This is a genomic window from Bacillus sp. ABP14 (assembly GCF_001831375.1).
Lineage (GTDB): Bacteria > Bacillota > Bacilli > Bacillales > Bacillaceae_G > Bacillus_A > Bacillus_A paranthracis.
This window is the reverse complement of the sequence record NZ_CP017016.1, coordinates 5,044,314-5,061,983: the sequence shown is the minus strand read 5'-3', so window position 1 is coordinate 5,061,983 and position 17,670 is coordinate 5,044,314. Positions and strand designations below refer to the sequence as shown.

The following is a 17,670-nucleotide window of genomic DNA, read 5'->3' as shown; positions in this document are numbered from 1 at the left end:
GAAATGTGGCGAGGATTTAAAGGAGGAAAAAATATGAGGATATTGCATATGAATGCAGGAGCAGAAGATGGGGGAGGGAAAACACATATTATTTCACTTCTCGATCAGTTTCCAACTGGTGAAGTAGAATTAGCGGTATTTGAAGATGGAATTGTTGCGAAAGAAGCAAGAGAGTTAGGGATAAAAGTCCATGTGTTTTCACAAAAATCCCGCTATGATTTATCTATTTTAAAGAATATAAGCGAATTCATTAATAATGAAAAATTTGATATAGTTCATACGCATGGTCCTAGGGCTAATTTCTATGTTTCTTTAATGAAAAAGAGAATAACGGCAAAATGGGTAACGACTATTCATAGTGATCCATTTGAAGACTTTACTAAACAAGGCTTAAAAGGTTGGATTTTTACGAAATTGAATTTGAAAGCCTTAAAAAATATAGATTTATTTTTTGTTGTAACAAATAGATTAAAGAAAAGTTTAGCTGCTTTAGGTATTTCTAATGAAAAGATGCATGTTATTTATAATGGAATTGAATACGATAAGGAAAAAGCAGAAGGCTATAATAAAAAAGAAATGTTCAATATTGATGAAGATGTATTTACGGCAATCCAAGTAGCACGATTGCATCCTGTGAAAGGACATGAAGTTCTATTTGATGCGTTACAACGAACAAAATTAGAGAAAATTAAAGTATTGTTAGTTGGCGATGGCCCGTTAGAAGAAAATCTAAAGTCATTGGCTACTGAAAAAGGGATTAATAATAAAGTTGAGTTTTTAGGGCATCGTCAAGATGTAAAACAATTATTTGCGTCGTCACATGTGAATTTATTAACCTCCCATAGTGAAGGGTTCCCACTAGTTTTATTAGAAGCGGCAAATCAACGCGTACCATCAATTGTGACTAGGGCTGGAGAGATTGAACCATTAATTGTAGATGAAACGTATGGATGGATTGTGCCAACAGATGATGGAAGGGCATTAGCATTAGCTTTAGAAGAAGCGTATGATAAGTGGAAAACTGGAGAATTAGCAGCAATGGGGAAACATATTTATGAGCATGCTATTATGAACTTCTCACTTCAAAAACTATATGAAGATACAAAGGAAACATATAAGCAATTAATAGCGAAAAACTTGTAATGATAGAGAGGATAGTTAACTATGGCAGTACAAACAGTTGATATTCTAGGCGTTCCTTTTTCTACAATGACAATGGATGAAACGGTCCAATATTTAAAAGAACAACTAGAAGTGGAGCGAACACATACTTTTCAGGTAGTAACAGCAAATCCTGAAATTGTTATGTGTGCAAAAAAGGATGAAGCATTCCATCAAACATTATTAAATGCAGATTTAATTACACCTGATGGTATTGGAGTCGTAAAAGCAAGTGGTATGTTAGGTACACCTGTAAAGGAACGTGTAGCAGGTTTTGATTTAATGTGTAATTTACTTGCGGCGTTATCAGAAGACAATAAACCAGTATCAGTTTTCTTATTAGGTGCAAAACCGCATGTTGTACAAGCTGCAGCAGATCATTTAACGAAGACGTATTCAGCTGTATCTATTGTGGGTATACAAGATGGATATTTTAAACAAGAAGAAGAAGAGAATATTGTTTCTCGTATTCAAAAGGCAAAACCAGACTTATTGCTTGTTGCACTTGGTTTCCCGAGACAAGAGAACTTTATCCAAACGAATAAGCATCGTTTAGAAACGAAAATGGCCGTTGGAGTAGGCGGAAGTTTAGATGTATGGGCTGGAGAGGTAAAACGTGCACCAAAATGGATTCAAGCGATCCATTTAGAGTGGTTTTATAGATTGTGTAGCAATCCAACGCGTTGGCGTCGTCAGTTAGTATTAGCGGAATTTTTAAAAGAAGTCATGCGTTCAAAAAAGTAGCGTTCTATCGCTACTTTTTTATTTGTCCATTTTTAATAAAGTGCGTTTTTATTCATCTACTACCGATTGCGGACACTCACTAATCGGGTGTTTAATGGCCATGTTTTTTTATCTATCTCTTTTTGCTTCAGCTGAATTTTGAGGTGAGGGGTCTTACTGCCCTCAAATAGTCGGATAAGTATTTTACTTTTTGGGAATGATGAAGGAGAATTTTTTACACGAAAGTATTTTACTTATACAATTCACACATGTAAAATGATGTGTAAAGACAGCTGTGTAAGGAGGACTTCTTGTGGGCAAGGTGAAAGAAATTTCGAAGCGAAAGCTACTTGGTATAGCGGGGCTTGGATGGTTATTTGATGCAATGGATGTTGGAATGCTTTCATTTGTAATGGTAGCGCTGCAAAAAGATTGGGGATTAAGTACCCAAGAAATGGGCTGGATAGGCAGCATTAATTCAATTGGTATGGCGGTCGGGGCGCTCGTTTTTGGAATACTATCAGATAAAATAGGGCGGAAATCAGTCTTTATTATTACATTATTATTATTTTCTATCGGTAGTGGTTTAACGGCTTTAACGACGACACTTGCTATGTTCCTTGTTTTACGATTTTTAATTGGTATGGGGCTTGGTGGAGAACTTCCAGTTGCTTCTACATTAGTATCGGAGAGTGTTGAAGCACATGAACGTGGCAAAATAGTTGTGCTATTAGAAAGTTTTTGGGCAGGTGGATGGCTAATCGCAGCTCTTATCTCGTATTTTGTTATACCGAAATATGGTTGGGAAGTTGCGATGATATTGAGTGCGGTTCCGGCGCTATATGCTTTATATTTAAGATGGAATTTACCGGATTCTCCAAGATTCCAAAAGGTTGAAAAAAGGCCATCCGTTATCGAAAATATAAAGTCAGTTTGGTCTGGGGAATATCGTAAGGCAACAATTATGTTATGGATTTTATGGTTTTCTGTTGTCTTCTCCTATTATGGCATGTTCCTTTGGTTACCTAGTGTAATGGTATTAAAAGGATTTAGTTTAATAAAAAGTTTCCAATACGTACTTATTATGACGTTAGCTCAATTACCAGGTTATTTCACAGCTGCTTGGTTTATTGAACGTCTTGGTCGTAAGTTTGTTTTAGTTACGTATTTAATTGGTACAGCTTGCAGTGCTTACTTATTTGGAGTGGCAGAGTCATTAACGGTATTAATCGTAGCAGGCATGTTACTATCATTCTTTAATTTAGGTGCTTGGGGTGCATTATATGCTTATACACCTGAACAATACCCAACAGTTATTCGTGGTACAGGTGCAGGGATGGCGGCAGCATTCGGTCGTATTGGTGGTATTCTTGGACCGCTATTAGTAGGATATTTAGTTGCTTTACAGGCTTCACTATCACTAATATTTACGATTTTCTGTGGATCAATTTTAATAGGCGTATTTGCTGTAATTATACTTGGGCAAGAAACGAAACAACGAGAATTAGTATAAGGTAAAACTTTAATCGGTAAGTGATCTCAATTATTGGTCCGTACCAATTATGTTTTAGAGTAGTAAAACTAAGAGCCCATGTTTTCTCATTCAGTGGGTTTTACTGCCTACAAATAACGGAAAAAAGGGCAGGGGGAACCATGATGGTTCCCTTTTTTCTGTTTTTTTAGATAAATAATGGTATAGTAAGAAAAAGGGAATGTTCCTTATAAAAGCGAATGTATACAACAGGACATACGGACAAAAGAATTAGGTGGTTGAAGAAATGAAAATTTTACTGATCATGGAAGATGCAGAAGAGCGAAGAAGTTTAGTTGAAAAATTTACTGAAAATATAAGGAATGTAGAATGTTTTGAAGCAAATACAGGAACAGAATCATTATTTATGATGAAGAAGCATACACCAGATTTTGTTTTTTTAAATTCAAAATTACTAGATGGAACGGGTTTTGAATATGCGAGTTTATTACGGGAAGTAAATTGTTATACGAAATTTATTTTTATGGGTGAAGATATAGAAGAGTCCATTACAGCATTTCGTTTTCAAGCGGTTTATTATTTACTACGCCCATTTCGCGAGGAAGATTTGCAATTCCTTTTATATAGAATGGCTAAAGAGCAAGGTGAGAAAGCAAAGAGCTATTTGCGTAAACTACCGATAGAAGGTCAAGAGGGGATTCGGTATATTTTCCCTGAAGATATTGTATATGTAAGCAAAAATAAGGAAAACAAAACAGTTTCAATTTATACAACAAATAATCAGTATATTTCAACATATACACTCCAGGAGCTAGAAAATAAGCTAAATGCATATGATTTTTTACGTGTGCATAAAAGTTATTTAATTAATATGTCATATGTACAAGAGTTAAAGCCTTACTATAATGGCACATATAATCTGTATTTAGATAAATATGATGAGCAACCGATTCCAGTAAGTCGTAATTATGTGAAACGACTTCGAAATAAAATTGAATTATAGCAGATAATGCGAATTTTTTAACATGATAAACTAAAAATCCTTCATGATAGGGAGGATTCAAGTTAAATATTCAGAAAATTTAGTACAATCCCACTAAGAAATAGTATTGGGGGGATTGTATGTGAGAACATTGAAGTCGATTTTACTTTGGGGAGTTATTGCAGCAGTAGGAGCCGGGGCTTTTGGTGTAATAGCTTTATCACAAGGTGAAACTATTAATGCTGTATGGATCTTAGTTGCTGCGGTATGTGTGTATGCAGTTGCTTATCGCTTTTATAGTAGATTTATAGCGAGAAAGGTATTCGGTTTAGATAATAATCGACAAACGCCAGCTCATACATTAAATGATGGAAAAGATTATGTTCCGACAAATAAATGGGTATTATTTGGGCATCATTTTGCAGCAATCGCTGGGGCTGGTCCTTTAGTAGGACCGATTTTGGCGGCACAAATGGGATATTTGCCAGGGACAATATGGATTATTGTAGGGGTAGTTGTCGCTGGAGCTGTGCAAGATTTTGTCATTTTATTTGCTTCGATGAGACGTAATGGTAAATCTCTCGGTGAAATGATTAAAGATGAGATTGGTCCTGTTACAGGACTTATTGCAATGATTGGTATTTTAGGCATTATGATTATTTTATTAGCAGTATTAGCATTAGTAGTAGTAAAGGCGCTTGTCGGAAGCCCTTGGGGAATGTTTACGATAGCAGCAACGATTCCTATTGCTATTTTAATGGGAGTATATATGCGCTACATTAGGCCTGGACGGGTTGGTGAAGGGTCAGTAATTGGAATTATCCTACTTATACTGTCTCTTATTGGAGGGCAGTATGTAGCGGAAAATCCAGCGCTTGCAAGCATGTTCACGTTTAGCGGAGAAACAATTGCTATAATGCTTATTGTATATGGATTTATCGCATCGGCATTACCAGTTTGGATGCTTTTAGCACCACGTGATTATTTAAGTACATTTTTAAAAGTCGGAACAATTGTAGGATTAGCAATCGGTATTTTAATTGTAGCACCAGATTTACAAATGCCAGCAGTTTCAAAATTTATTGATGGAACTGGTCCTGTGTTCTCTGGAAACTTATTCCCGTTCTTATTTATTACTATTGCTTGTGGTGCAGTGTCTGGATTCCATGCTCTTGTTTCATCAGGTACGACGCCGAAGATGATTGAGCAAGAGGGACACGCACAGCCAATCGGTTATGGGGCAATGTTAATGGAGTCGTTTGTAGCAGCCATGGCGATGATTGCAGCTTGTGTATTAACACCGGGAACGTACTTTGCAATTAATAGTCCTGCAGCACTTATCGGTACAGATGTCTCGCAGGCAGCTCAAGTTATTTCCTCATGGGGATTTGCTATTACACCAAATGAACTAAAAGATCTCGCTGTAAACGTTGGAGAGCAAACGATTTTATCACGTACAGGTGGTGCGCCAACGTTAGCGATAGGTATGGCATATATTTTCTCACAAGTAATAGGTGGAACGGCCATGATGGCATTTTGGTATCATTTTGCGATTCTCTTTGAAGCACTATTCATTTTAACAACAATTGATGCTGGAACGCGTGTCGGCCGATTTATGATTCAAGATATTTTAGGGCATGTATATAAGCCATTTGGGAAAACGGATTCTACATTAGCGAATGTAATAGCTACAACGTTATGTGTGTTAGGATGGGGTTATTTCTTATATCAAGGGGTAGTTGATCCGCTTGGTGGGATTAATACATTATGGCCACTTTTCGGCATTGCAAACCAAATGTTAGCAGGTATTGCATTATTACTTGGAACGACAATTTTGTTCAAAATGGGGAAAAAGGCATATGTTTGGGTGACGCTTATTCCAACTGTCGGATTGCTTATTGTAACAATGACGGCGGGTTATCAAAAGCTATTTCATGAAAACCCTAAAATAGGATTTCTATCTCATGCAAAGGTGTTTCAGGGAGCATTAGATGAAGGGAAAGTGTTAGCACCAGCTAAAAATGTCGCTCAAATGAAGCAAATCATCTTCAACGATTATATCGATGCAGCACTTTGCGGAATTTTTATGATCGTTGTAATCGCTGTATTAATTTCTGCAATTCGAATTTGGATTCAAGTATTAAGAAATAAGCCGATGCCGCTAAAAGAGGCACCATATATCCCTAAAGATGAAAGTGAGTCGAGGAACTATGCTTAAAAGACTACGGCAAGTATGGGGACAAAGGAAACACTTTATTAGCTTACTTGTTGGGGTACCAAGCTATGAAACATATGTAGAGCATATGAAAAAGCATCATCCAGAAGAAGAAGTTGTATGTCAAAAACAATTTTTTGCAGAAGCGCAAGAAGCAAGATTTAATGCAAAGGGCGGAAAAATCTCGCGCTGTTGTTAGTGAAAAGGACGAATTTTCGTCCTTTTTATTTTTTTGCTGTTTCACGTGGAACAGCAAAAAATAAATAAAAAGCTTTGGGAATTATAGGTATTTCGTATACAATAAAATAAGGAAAGGGATAGATAGAAAAGTAGGGAGATTATTTTATGTTAAGGGACTTATTTGTAAACACAACCATTATTCTTTCCTTTATTTTTATTGGAGGTCAGCTTTTAAGAGATAAACCGTTAGAAGAAGGGTTCTCTTTTTGGCAGAAATGTGTAGTAGGTATTCTTACTGGAATATTAAGTGTACTGTTGATGTATTTTGGTGTACATATTGAAAATATTATGTTGGATCTACGTTATTTAGCAGTTATTTTGGCAATTATAATCGGAGGGCCGATAGCTAGTAGTATAACAGTTACGATTATTTTAATTACCCGATTATTTTTAACCGAGTACTCTTTAGCCTCTGAATTGGCTTGTTATACTATTGTATTGATAGGTATTGGGGTTACTTTCATTTGGCGGATGAAAGTTTCTATGTTTACAAGATGGACCTGGTTTAATGTATATAGTTTATTTATTTTAGCGGTGCCACTTTCTATGCTGTTTAAGGATATGTTTATAGTAGCATTATATTTAGTTTGTAGTAGTGTTGCAGCATATATCACATTTATAAGCGCGAATTATGTATTGCAATCCAATGAGTTATTTCAAAAGATGAAGCAATATGCAACGATAGATGCATTGACAGGGTTAGGAAACGTAAGGCAGTTTGATTTAGAAATGAATCATCATATTGGTAATAAGCGCATGAAAAATGATTCACTTTGTTTACTACTTATAGATATTGATCATTTTAAGTCTGTAAACGATACGTACGGGCATCCTGCAGGAGATGAAGTATTAAAACAAATAGGGCGTATTTTACGAGAAGTTTCAACGTTTCCAGATTTGGCTTTTCGAAAGGGTGGAGAGGAGTTCGCGCTTCTTATACCGCAGAAGGGATTAGCTTACGGAATGCGTATGGGGGAAAAAGTTCGCGCAGCTGTTGAAAAACATTCATTCCAATTGTTAGATGGAACAAAAATAAAAATTACAGTTTCAGTAGGGATTTCAGTATATGAACAATCACCAGAGCAATTTATTCAAGCTGCTGATGATGCATTATATTACTCCAAAAGAAATGGTAGAAATCAGGTTAGTTCTGCATCTTAAAGATAAGATGACCAGAAGAGCTTATAAATAAAAACACCCACAGGGAGGGAAAATACACACTCTGTGGGTGTTTTTATTTATAGGTTAGACAAGCTCTTTTGATACAACGAATTTACGATATGCACCGTGATGTGTTGGGCCTACGTATTCGTTGATCTTGAATGAATAACGGATAGCAGCTGTGATAAATTCTTTAGCAGTTTTTACTGCTTCTTTCACAGGTTTTCCTTTTGCAAGTTCTGCTGTAATTGCAGCAGAATATGTGCAACCTGCGCCGTGTGTATTTGTCGTATCAATTTTTTCTGATTCTAGAATGTCGAATGTCTCTCCATCATATAGGACGTCGATTGCAGTTTCGGTACCAAGCTTGCTACCGCCTTTAATTAGGACGTATTTCGCACCTAAAGCGTGGATCTTTTTCGCTGCTTCTTTCATGTCTTCAAGAGAATTAATCTTTACGCCACTTAATTGGTAAGCTTCAAATAAATTTGGTGTTACAACTAATGCCTTTGGAACAAGAACGTCACGTAAGCAATCATTCGTTTCAGGGTGTAATGCTTCATCAGCACCTTTACATACCATAACAGGGTCAACTACTACATTTTTGAAATTATGTTTTTCGATTGTTTCTGCAACCATTTCAATAATTTCTACCGATCCAAGCATACCTGTTTTTAAAGCATCTACGCCAACGCCCTCAATTGTCGTTTCTAATTGTGGTTTTAATGTAGAAGCTGGGATTGGGAATACGTTATGGGCCCAACCGTTATGTGGATCCATCGTTACGATTGTCGTAAGTGATGTCATTCCGTATACACCAAGTTCTTGGAATGTTTTTAAATCTGCTTGTATACCAGCACCGCCACTTGTGTCAGAACCAGCTATAGTAAGTGCTTTATTTAATGTCATTATGAAAAGCCCCCTCAGGTGATATAATGAAAACTATGTTTTCACCATTATATCAATGTTATGAATAAGTACAAAGTGAAAAGTAGATGATTTATGTTAGGAACTATGTAAAATCTTGTATGTAGGAGACGAATTATGTTTCAAGAGAATCGTACAAATGAATTAGTTATATTAAAAGAAATTGCAGAAACGCTAAATACATCAAATGATACATACCATGTATTGCAAGCAGTGCTAGAAAAATTACTTAGTGTAACAGGTTTAACGACAGGATGGATATTTCTTGCTGATGAAAATGGTAGATATACAAAATTAATTGATTATCAATTACCAGAGGCACTTACATATGAAAACAAACGCCCGATGTGTGAAGGGGAATGTTGGTGTTTACGTGGCTTTGTGGAAGGAAAACTAGAGCGAGCTGTTAATATTATTGAATGTAAAAGAATTAATAATTCAATTGAATATAATTGGGGAGATACAGAAGGAATTCTTCATCATGCTACTGTTCCTTTAAAGGCTGGGGGAGAGAAATTTGGTTTGTTAAATGTGGCAAGCCCAGGTAAAACACATTTTTCAGAAGAAGAATTAGTATTGCTTCAATCAGTTGCCTTCCAAATTGGAACGGCTTTAAAACGAGCAAAGTTATATGAAAATGAAAAGCGAAGAGCGCATTATTATGTGAAATTAGAACGGTTCATTCAAGTTTTAAGAACGATTCATCAATTTAATATATTACCTGAAAAAGTTGTAGATCAATTAGGTGAAGTGTTTCAGTGGAATCAAGTCGCGTTCTTTATTAGGGAAGAGAAAGAATTATCCTTGCGGGCATCTTATTGCCAGGAAGAATGGCAGGAGGATATAAAAGAAGCAGCGAAAGAAGCGTTAGAAAAAGGTGAACCTATTTTATTAAACGATCAAATCAGTCATAAGATTGCCTCTAATAGGACGGTTATCGCCACCCCAATACAGATTCAAACTCACATATTTGGTGTTTTATGTGTTAGTTCAAATAATGGTGAATTTGATGTAAATACGTTAGATGTACTTCAAGCAATAACAAATCATATTTCTTTCGTGATAGAAAATTTAAGGTTAAATGAGCAACGACGTGAACTCGTACGAATGGAAGAAAGAAATCGATTAGCAAGGGACTTACATGACTCTGTTTCACAAAAGTTATTTTCGTTAACCTTTATGACCAAAGGCGCTGAGGCGGTTTTAAAAGGTCAAAACGAAAAAGTGGATCGATCTTTGCATGACATGCGTGAACTAGCACAAGGAGCTTTAAAAGAAATGAGGACGTTAATTTGGCAATTACGTCCAGCGGGTTTGGAGAAAGGATTATTACCAGCTTTAAAGCAATATGGTGAAAGTTTGGGATTGAAAATTCGAGAACAAGTTACAGGTGTCCGTGATTTGCCACGCGTAGTAGAGGAAGCGCTATGGAGAATTGGACAAGAAGCTTTAAATAATGTAAGTAAGCATGCAAATGTTAGAGAAGCGACGATTTATTTCAAAGTGACGGAGAAGAATGTATCATTAGAAATAGTCGATCAAGGAACCGGCTTCGTAGAAAAGGATATAAAAGAGAAGAAATCACTTGGCATGACTACGATGCGAGAAAGAGTAGAATTAGTCGGTGGAACAATTAAAATTGTAAGTGATAAGAAAAGGACAAGTGTAAAAGTAAACGTACCATTATGATGTGAAAATGAGGGAAGTTTGTGAAAATAAAAGTATTGTTAGTTGATGATCATACAGTCGTTTTAAAAGGATTAGCATTTTTCTTAAGTACACAGGAAGATATAGAGTTAGTTGGAGAAGCAAGTAATGGGAAAGAGGCACTAATGAAAGTAGGGGAGACGAATCCTGATGTTGTACTAATGGATTTATATATGCCCGAAATGGATGGTGTTGAGGCGACAGCGTGTATTAAAAAAGAATATCCGGATGTGAAAGTAATTGTATTAACTAGCTTTTCTGATCAGGCGCATGTGTTACCAGCATTAAGGGCTGGAGCAAGCGGGTATATTTTAAAAGATGTAGAACCGGATCAGCTTGTTGAGGCTATTCGAAGTGCATATAAAGGTAATATTCAATTACATCCTGATATAGCAAATGCTCTTCTCTCTCAAACATTACCTGTAGAAGAAAAGGAAGAAGAGCCTTCTATTCAAGTGGATGTGTTAACAGCGAGAGAAAATGAAGTATTGCAGCTATTAGCGAAAGGGATGAGTAATAAAGAAATCGCTTCTGTTTTAGTTATTACAGAAAAAACAGTAAAAGCTCATGTAAGTAGTATTTTGAGTAAGTTGCATTTATCTGATCGCACGCAAGCGGCATTATATGCAGTAAAAAATGGAATTGTATAAGACGAAAGTCGTAAGACCTAGTTCGCCTTTAGAAGGTGGACTTTTTTTATGGAAAAATACGTCTATGTGAGGACGAAATTGTCTTGATATAAAGATAAAATATGTTTGTAAGCAACAAAACAACAATTACAAGGGATACCTTTTTTGAAAGCATATAACAACAGAAGAGTTAGTACTAGGAGGAAAACATAATGACAAAAGTTTTATTCGTAAAAGCAAACAACCGTCCAGCGGAACAAGCAGTTAGTGTAAAATTATATGAAGCGTTTTTAGCAAGTTACAAAGAAGCGCATCCAAACGATACAGTAGTAGAACTTGATTTATATAAAGAAGAATTACCATATGTAGGCGTAGATATGATTAATGGTACATTCAAAGCTGGTAAAGGGTTTGATTTAACTGAAGAGGAAGCAAAAGCAGTAGCAGTTGCTGATAAGTATTTAAATCAATTCCTAGAAGCTGATAAAGTCGTTTTCGGTTTCCCATTATGGAACTTAACGATTCCAGCTGTACTACACACATATATTGATTATTTAAACCGTGCTGGTAAAACGTTTAAATATACGCCAGAAGGTCCAGTTGGTCTAATTGGAGATAAGAAGATTGCATTATTAAACGCGCGCGGCGGTGTATATTCTGAAGGTCCAGCAGCAGAAGTAGAAATGGCTGTTAAATATGTAGCAAGCATGATGGGCTTCTTCGGCGCAACAAACATGGAAACAGTAGTTATTGAAGGACATAACCAATTCCCAGATAAAGCAGAAGAAATCATTACAGCTGGTCTTGAAGAAGCAGCTAAAGTAGCAAGTAAATTTTAATTGAAAATAGAATCGTCACTCAAAAAAGTAGCATTAACAGATAAACGTTAATGCTACTTTTTTATATTTTAAGTTCGTCAGCTAGTTTTTCTAACTGAATTCGATCTTGTATGTAATAGGTTCTTCCATCTTTCTTTAAGTAATTTTGTTGGCAAAATTGGTTTAATACATATAAAAGGTGACGGTAGCTAACATTTAAGTATTCCGAAACCTCAGTATGTTTTTCTATATAACTGTTATTTTGTTCTGTTAATAGAATAAACGCCGCTAATCGATTTTCGAACGGATAACTATTATTTTTAGCATAACTTTCTGTTCGGGTAATGGTTTTCTCACCGATAAATTTGCATAGTTTCTGTAGAAAGGTAGCATCTTGTAACAAAAGATGCTGACAATCTTTAAGAGGAAGCGCTAAGCATATACACTCTTCAATTACTTCCACCGTTTTCGTAATGGATTCTACGCCAATTAATCCTAATTCCCCAATGAACGAAGGTGCCTGAATAAAGTTAATCAAGGAGACCTTTCCGTTTTTGTGACTCATATATATTTTTGCTTTCCCAGAAATTAAGTAATAAAGATAAGGAACATCGACCCCTTCATTACATATCTTTTCTCTCTTCTGAAAGGAATGTAGTTCAGCATACGGTAAGATATCAAAAGAAAAAAGAGTATGGAATTTGTAAGTTTGTATGTAATGAGAGATTTCTTCGCTATTTCTGCTGACTTTCATGTTTTCACCTCATATTTAGTATGAGATATCTCCTATTATTTTTACAAGAAAGAATGATACGATTTACGTAAATTTGTTTTTGTAGAAAAGAGAGTGTGAAGGGCTTATGAAAAAATATAAAACATTATTATTCGATGTAGATGATACATTGTTGGATTTTCAAAAGGCAGAAAAATCGGCATTACGTATGCTTTTTGAAGAGAAAGGGATGTCTCTAACTAGCGAGATTGAAGCGCAATATAAAAAAATTAATAAAAGTCTTTGGACTGCTTTTGAAGAAGGTGAAATAAATCGTGATGAAGTTGTAAATACACGATTTTCAATTTTGTTTAAAGAATACGGGGAAGAAGTAGATGGGATATTATTCGAAAATAATTATCGCAGTTACTTAGAAGAAGGAAATCAGCTCATGGAAGGTGCTTTACAATTTATAAATCAAATTCAAAGTGAGTACGATTTATATATAGTGACAAACGGTATTTCTAAGACGCAAGATAAACGATTACGTAATGCAGGGTTACATGCCTTGTTTCAAGATATTTTCGTTTCTGAAGATACAGGTTATCAAAAGCCGATGAAAGAGTATTTTGATTATGTTTTTGAAAGGATTCCTAATTTTGCTCCTGAAGAAGGGCTCATTATTGGGGATTCGTTAAGCGCTGATATGAAAGGTGGATATGTAGCGGGAATTGATACTTGTTGGTTTAATCCAGAAAAAAAATCCAATCATAGCGAGATTGTGCCAACGTATGAAGTGCAAAATTTTGAGGAATTACACGCACTATTGAAGCAACATGTGTAATAAAAATAGGCAGTGGAACTTTTGTCCCTACTGCCTATTTTTATTCGTTTGTAGCTTCGTTGTTTTTAGGAAGTGGAAATGCATTGCCAATCGCTGCCGCTCCAAGCATCGGTAAGAGTAAATTGAGCGGGAAAAACATGAGTAATAGTAATGTTATAGCAATTGGTTTTCTTAATGCATAGCTTGAAATTGCTGTCGTTACGATGGCTACCGAAGCGATTGGATCTATCGGGATAATGGAAGCTATAGCATATCCGATACTAGATCCAGCAAATATGATTGGGAAAATATGTCCGCCGCGCCAACCTGTATTTAAACAAACGGCAGTAATGCATAATTTTAAAACTCCTGAAAGAAGTAATACCCAGAAGGATAAGTGGTTCCATTCAACAACTAAATCTTTTAATTGGTGTTCTCCTGAAAATAACGTGTACGGGAGAAAAGTTCCTGTAATTCCTAATAAAATACCACCGATAATACCAAGTGATAGTTTGTATTCTTTTAAGGGATGGAGTAATTTCTCTAATGTGAATTCTAATTTGAAATAAAAGAATCCAACTATAGCGCCAATACTAGCAAGTGGGAGAAAGGCAATCCATTCGTTAAGAGAAAGAGAACCTTCTCCGAAATCAACGATAAAGGATCCGCGATTATCGAATTTACTAAGTAATAAATAAATGGAAAAACCAGCGAAAGTAGTAGCTAAATATACAATTGCTTTTTTTCCTTTAGAAAATTCGTTAATTTGGTCACCCTCATTTTCATTTGGAGCTAAATAACCGAATAATGGCGCGTTAAAAATTACGCTTAAAGTAGCACCAATTCCAACCTCTGTTAGTTCATTCATCCCCTTTAATGCGAATGTAAAACGATCCCCTACCCATGTACAAAGTCCACCGATAATGCCAACAAGTGCTGCCTCGGGACCTAAACTGGCTCCAAAGATTAAAACGATAATCGCAGTTAAAGTAGCTTTATGTACAAAGCGGTATTCAATTCTACCTGTTTTTTTATATTCACCCATCACTTCTGGCATAAGACGTGGATATGTACCGAAATACTTTTGAGTTAAACCAACGAGAATACCACCGATAGTTGTGACGCAAATAGTGTAGTAAGGGGGAGAAGCGAAAATAGTAGGTAAGTATTCCCAAATAAAGTGAATGCCGATATTTATTGTAACTAAAAATAACCAGACTGTTGCTCCTACTATAGAGCCTAAAAGAATGCCGTATAGGACGAGTATATAGTGCATGTCCTTTATGTTTGTCATGTTATACCTCCGTTAATGTAAGTTGTAATGTCGAAAGGATTAAATATGCTACTGTGAAATGAATATGTATAGTATCTTTTTGAGAGGTTGGCTTATTCAATATATTGGGGTCTCGTGAGAATTTGAAATGTATACAGTTAAACCACTTACTTAATTCTATATAGTAATCGTAGGTTTTAAAAGGTCTTTTTCAAATGGATATGGAATATATTTCTTTTGTTATGCATGTCAAATTCTTTGTATTTAATTTAGAACATTCAGAAAAACTAATTGACATTAGGAAATTATTGCTATAAAATCAACGGTAATTGCATAGTCTTATCAAGAAAAGGTGGAGGGACAGGCCCGATGAAACCTTGGCAACAGCCGTATAACGGAATTGTGCCAAATCCTGCAGGTAATAATCCTGAAAGATAAGAAAGAGCCTTTAGAGCGTGTTTTCAAACTGCTCCTTTCTTGTTTTCAGGAAAGGGGCAGTTTTTTATTTTGTATAAAAGAAAGGAGAATGAGAAATGGGAGAATCATGGGGGAAAGGAACGATTTGTGTGCAAGGTGGCTATACGCCAAAGAATGGAGAACCGCGTGTTTTACCGCTTTATCAAAGTACAACGTATAAATACGATACTTCGGATGATTTAGCAGCGTTATTTAATTTAGAGGCAGAAGGATATATATATACGCGTATTGGTAATCCTACTTTAGCTGCATTTGAGCAAAAGCTGGCGGATTTAGAAGGCGGTGTAGGAGCTGTTGCAACGGCCTCTGGGCAGGCTGCTATTATGCTTGCTGTTTTAAATATTTGTAGTAGCGGAGACCACTTGCTTTGTTCTTCCACAGTTTATGGCGGGACGTTTAATTTATTTGGAGTGAGTTTGCGTAAACTTGGTATCGATGTTACATTCTTTAATCCGAATTTAACTGCTGATGAAATTGTGGCCCTTGCTAATGATAAGACGAAACTCGTTTATGCAGAATCGCTAGGAAATCCGGCGATGAACGTTTTAAATTTCAAAGAACTTTCAGATGCAGCGAAAGAGTTGGAAGTACCTTTTATCGTGGATAATACATTAGCAACTCCTTATTTATGCCAAGCATTTGAACATGGAGCAAATATTATCGTTCATTCTACGACGAAATATATTGATGGTCATGCAAGTTCGTTAGGTGGCATTGTAATTGACGGAGGGAACTTCGATTGGACAAACGGGAAATATCCTGAACTAGTTGAACCGGATCCAAGTTATCACGGCGTAAGTTACGTTCAAAATTTTGGTGCAGCAGCTTATATTGTGAAGGCACGTGTTCAATTATTAAGGGACTACGGAAACTGTATGAGCCCATTTAATGCGTATATTAGCAATATCGGCTTAGAAACATTGCATTTACGAATGGAGCGTCATAGTGAAAATGCTCTTGCAGTTGCTAAGTGGCTTGCTAACCACGATCGTATTGAATGGGTGAATTATCCGGGATTAGATAGTAATGAAAATTATTCGTTAGCACAAAAGTATTTGAAGAAAGGTGCTAGTGGTGTTTTAACATTCGGCATTAAGGGAGGATTAGAAGCAGCGAAAGAATTTATCGCAAATGTAAAACTAGCAACTCTCGTAACACATGTAGCTGATGCGCGAACTTGCGTTATACATCCCGCTAGTACAACGCATAGACAATTAAGTGCTGAAGATCAGCGCTTAGCTGGCGTCACATCAGATTTAATTCGTTTATCGGTTGGTATAGAAGATGTTTCGGATATTATTGCCGATTTAGAAGCAGCGTTAGTCGGAGGCAAACAACATGCCGATCATAATTGATAAAGATTTGCCAGCTCGCAAAGTGTTGCAGGAGGAAAATATTTTTGTAATGACAAAAGAGCGAGCAGAAACACAAGATATCCGGGCATTGAAAATTGCTATATTAAATTTAATGCCTACAAAGCAAGAAACAGAAGCGCAATTACTTCGTTTAATTGGAAATACACCGTTGCAATTAGATGTTCATTTACTTCATATGGAATCGCATTTGTCTCGTAATGTTGCACAGGAACATTTAACGAGTTTCTATAAAACATTCCGTGATATTGAGAATGAGAAATTTGATGGACTCATTATTACAGGAGCACCAGTTGAAACCCTTTCTTTTGAAGAGGTAGATTATTGGGAAGAGCTTAAACGTATTATGGAGTATTCAAAAACGAATGTAACATCTACGCTTCATATTTGCTGGGGGGCACAGGCTGGTTTGTATCATCATTATGGCGTTCAAAAGTATCCTCTTAAGGAAAAAATGTTTGGTGTATTTGAACATGAAGTTCGTGAGCAACATGTGAAATTGTTACAAGGGTTTGATGAGTTATTTTTTGCCCCGCATTCTCGTCATACGGAAGTACGAGAGAGTGACATTAGAGAAGTGAAGGAGTTAACGTTATTAGCCAACTCTGAGGAAGCGGGCGTTCATCTTGTTATTGGGCAGGAAGGAAGACAAGTGTTTGCGCTCGGTCATAGTGAATATAGTTGTGATACGTTAAAGCAAGAATACGAACGAGATCGTGACAAAGGGTTAAATATTGATGTGCCGAAAAACTATTTTAAGCATGATAATCCAAATGAGAAGCCGCTTGTAAGGTGGAGAAGCCATGGAAATCTATTATTCTCTAATTGGCTAAATTATTACGTGTATCAAGAAACCCCTTATGTATTATAAAAAAAGATTGTGTCGCACGTGGCAACGTTTTCTTTGTAAAGATTAACTTTTATTTTTCCGAATGTTCTAAAAACATTGTTTTTCAG

Annotated in this window: 16 protein-coding genes and 1 riboswitch; of the genes, 13 read left to right on the top strand and 3 right to left on the bottom strand. The window is 36.1% G+C overall.

All coding sequences use genetic code 11. The annotated features are described in order from the left end of the window. The first annotated feature begins 33 nt into the window (after positions 1-33). The 7 genes from BGI23_RS26410 to BGI23_RS26380 all read left to right on the top strand — a co-directional run bounded on the left by BGI23_RS26410 (position 34) and on the right by BGI23_RS26380 (position 7,974). Entirely contained in the window at positions 34-1,143 is a 1,110-nt protein-coding gene (locus BGI23_RS26410; RefSeq protein ID WP_001221233.1) for a glycosyltransferase family 4 protein, read from the top strand. A gap of 21 nt (positions 1,144-1,164) precedes the next feature. After that, positions 1,165-1,905, top strand: coding sequence for a WecB/TagA/CpsF family glycosyltransferase (locus BGI23_RS26405; protein WP_000290759.1), 741 nt, complete (start codon positions 1,165-1,167; stop codon positions 1,903-1,905). 292 nt (positions 1,906-2,197) lie between these two features. Beyond that, entirely contained in the window at positions 2,198-3,397 is a 1,200-nt protein-coding gene (locus BGI23_RS26400) for an MFS transporter (RefSeq protein WP_000521096.1), read from the top strand. Between the two features lie 265 nt (positions 3,398-3,662). Continuing rightward, positions 3,663-4,379: a LytR/AlgR family response regulator transcription factor gene (locus tag BGI23_RS26395; RefSeq protein WP_000698252.1), complete on the top strand. Its 717-nt coding sequence runs from the start codon at positions 3,663-3,665 to the stop codon at positions 4,377-4,379. Positions 4,380-4,500: 121 nt separating this feature from the next. Continuing rightward, the gene (gene cstA / locus BGI23_RS26390) at positions 4,501-6,576 is read left to right on the top strand and encodes a carbon starvation protein CstA (protein WP_070807253.1); all 2,076 of its coding nucleotides are present in this window, start codon (positions 4,501-4,503) and stop codon (positions 6,574-6,576) included. Beyond that, positions 6,569-6,772, top strand: a complete 204-nt coding sequence (locus BGI23_RS26385; RefSeq protein WP_000919824.1) for a YbdD/YjiX family protein — start codon at positions 6,569-6,571, stop codon at positions 6,770-6,772. The genes cstA and BGI23_RS26385 overlap by 8 nt, the downstream gene beginning before the upstream one ends. Positions 6,773-6,918: 146 nt before the next feature. After that, positions 6,919-7,974, top strand: a complete 1,056-nt coding sequence (locus BGI23_RS26380) for a GGDEF domain-containing protein (RefSeq protein WP_070807252.1) — start codon at positions 6,919-6,921, stop codon at positions 7,972-7,974. Between the two features lie 84 nt (positions 7,975-8,058). Here the strand turns inward: BGI23_RS26380 and pdxK are convergent, their stop codons facing one another. After that, positions 8,059-8,883 (bottom strand): pyridoxine/pyridoxal/pyridoxamine kinase, encoded by an 825-nt coding sequence (pdxK, locus tag BGI23_RS26375; protein WP_000174249.1) that lies wholly within the window; start codon positions 8,881-8,883, stop codon positions 8,059-8,061. Between the two features lie 135 nt (positions 8,884-9,018). Here pdxK and BGI23_RS26370 point away from each other — a divergent pair, with 135 nt between their 5' ends. The 3 genes from BGI23_RS26370 (at position 9,019) to BGI23_RS26360 (ending at position 12,076) form a co-directional block, all read left to right on the top strand. After that, complete coding sequence (locus tag BGI23_RS26370) at positions 9,019-10,590, top strand: GAF domain-containing sensor histidine kinase (RefSeq protein ID WP_070807251.1); 1,572 nt, start codon at positions 9,019-9,021, stop codon at positions 10,588-10,590. A gap of 20 nt (positions 10,591-10,610) precedes the next feature. Next, positions 10,611-11,258: a response regulator gene (locus BGI23_RS26365; RefSeq protein ID WP_000695783.1), complete on the top strand. Its 648-nt coding sequence runs from the start codon at positions 10,611-10,613 to the stop codon at positions 11,256-11,258. Between the two features lie 191 nt (positions 11,259-11,449). Beyond that, positions 11,450-12,076: an FMN-dependent NADH-azoreductase gene (locus BGI23_RS26360; protein WP_000170050.1), complete on the top strand. Its 627-nt coding sequence runs from the start codon at positions 11,450-11,452 to the stop codon at positions 12,074-12,076. 61 nt (positions 12,077-12,137) lie between these two features. On the opposite strand, the gene BGI23_RS26355 is transcribed toward BGI23_RS26360, so the two are convergent. After that, the gene (locus BGI23_RS26355; protein WP_070807250.1) at positions 12,138-12,809 is read right to left on the bottom strand and encodes a transcriptional regulator YeiL; all 672 of its coding nucleotides are present in this window, start codon (positions 12,807-12,809) and stop codon (positions 12,138-12,140) included. 106 nt (positions 12,810-12,915) lie between these two features. Here BGI23_RS26355 and BGI23_RS26350 point away from each other — a divergent pair, with 106 nt between their 5' ends. After that, positions 12,916-13,611 carry a YjjG family noncanonical pyrimidine nucleotidase gene (locus BGI23_RS26350; protein ID WP_070807249.1) on the top strand — a complete coding sequence of 232 codons (696 nt, stop codon included), beginning with the start codon at positions 12,916-12,918 and terminating at the stop codon, positions 13,609-13,611. 40 nt (positions 13,612-13,651) lie between these two features. Here the strand turns inward: BGI23_RS26350 and BGI23_RS26345 are convergent, their stop codons facing one another. Next, the gene (locus BGI23_RS26345) at positions 13,652-14,884 is read right to left on the bottom strand and encodes a chloride channel protein (protein ID WP_070807248.1); all 1,233 of its coding nucleotides are present in this window, start codon (positions 14,882-14,884) and stop codon (positions 13,652-13,654) included. A gap of 315 nt (positions 14,885-15,199) precedes the next feature. Next, a riboswitch (SAM riboswitch) is annotated at positions 15,200-15,304 on the top strand. Positions 15,305-15,396: 92 nt separating this feature from the next. Between BGI23_RS26345 and BGI23_RS26340 the strand changes: the two genes are divergently transcribed. Both BGI23_RS26340 and metA read left to right on the top strand, forming a co-directional pair. Further along, entirely contained in the window at positions 15,397-16,695 is a 1,299-nt protein-coding gene (locus BGI23_RS26340) for a bifunctional O-acetylhomoserine aminocarboxypropyltransferase/cysteine synthase (protein ID WP_000504758.1), read from the top strand. After that, the gene (gene metA / locus BGI23_RS26335; protein ID WP_001121522.1) at positions 16,679-17,584 is read left to right on the top strand and encodes a homoserine O-acetyltransferase MetA; all 906 of its coding nucleotides are present in this window, start codon (positions 16,679-16,681) and stop codon (positions 17,582-17,584) included. The genes BGI23_RS26340 and metA overlap by 17 nt, the downstream gene beginning before the upstream one ends. Positions 17,585-17,670: the final 86 nt, after the last annotated feature.

Bases quoted from the DNA above. Each gene is read 5' to 3' on its own strand.
- BGI23_RS26410 (WP_001221233.1), top strand. From the start codon at position 34: ATGAGGATATTGCATATGAATGCAGGAGCAGAAGATGGGGGAGGGAAA.
- BGI23_RS26405 (WP_000290759.1), top strand. From the start codon at position 1,165: ATGGCAGTACAAACAGTTGATATTCTAGGCGTTCCTTTTTCTACAATG.
- BGI23_RS26395 (WP_000698252.1), top strand. From the start codon at position 3,663: ATGAAAATTTTACTGATCATGGAAGATGCAGAAGAGCGAAGAAGTTTA.
- BGI23_RS26385 (WP_000919824.1), top strand. From the start codon at position 6,569: ATGCTTAAAAGACTACGGCAAGTATGGGGACAAAGGAAACACTTTATT.
- BGI23_RS26380 (WP_070807252.1), top strand. From the start codon at position 6,919: ATGTTAAGGGACTTATTTGTAAACACAACCATTATTCTTTCCTTTATT.
- pdxK (WP_000174249.1), bottom strand. From the start codon at position 8,883: ATGACATTAAATAAAGCACTTACTATAGCTGGTTCTGACACAAGTGGC.
- BGI23_RS26370 (WP_070807251.1), top strand. From the start codon at position 9,019: ATGTTTCAAGAGAATCGTACAAATGAATTAGTTATATTAAAAGAAATT.
- BGI23_RS26360 (WP_000170050.1), top strand. From the start codon at position 11,450: ATGACAAAAGTTTTATTCGTAAAAGCAAACAACCGTCCAGCGGAACAA.
- BGI23_RS26355 (WP_070807250.1), bottom strand. From the start codon at position 12,809: ATGAAAGTCAGCAGAAATAGCGAAGAAATCTCTCATTACATACAAACT.
- BGI23_RS26350 (WP_070807249.1), top strand. From the start codon at position 12,916: ATGAAAAAATATAAAACATTATTATTCGATGTAGATGATACATTGTTG.
- BGI23_RS26345 (WP_070807248.1), bottom strand. From the start codon at position 14,884: ATGACAAACATAAAGGACATGCACTATATACTCGTCCTATACGGCATT.
- BGI23_RS26340 (WP_000504758.1), top strand. From the start codon at position 15,397: ATGGGAGAATCATGGGGGAAAGGAACGATTTGTGTGCAAGGTGGCTAT.
- metA (WP_001121522.1), top strand. From the start codon at position 16,679: ATGCCGATCATAATTGATAAAGATTTGCCAGCTCGCAAAGTGTTGCAG.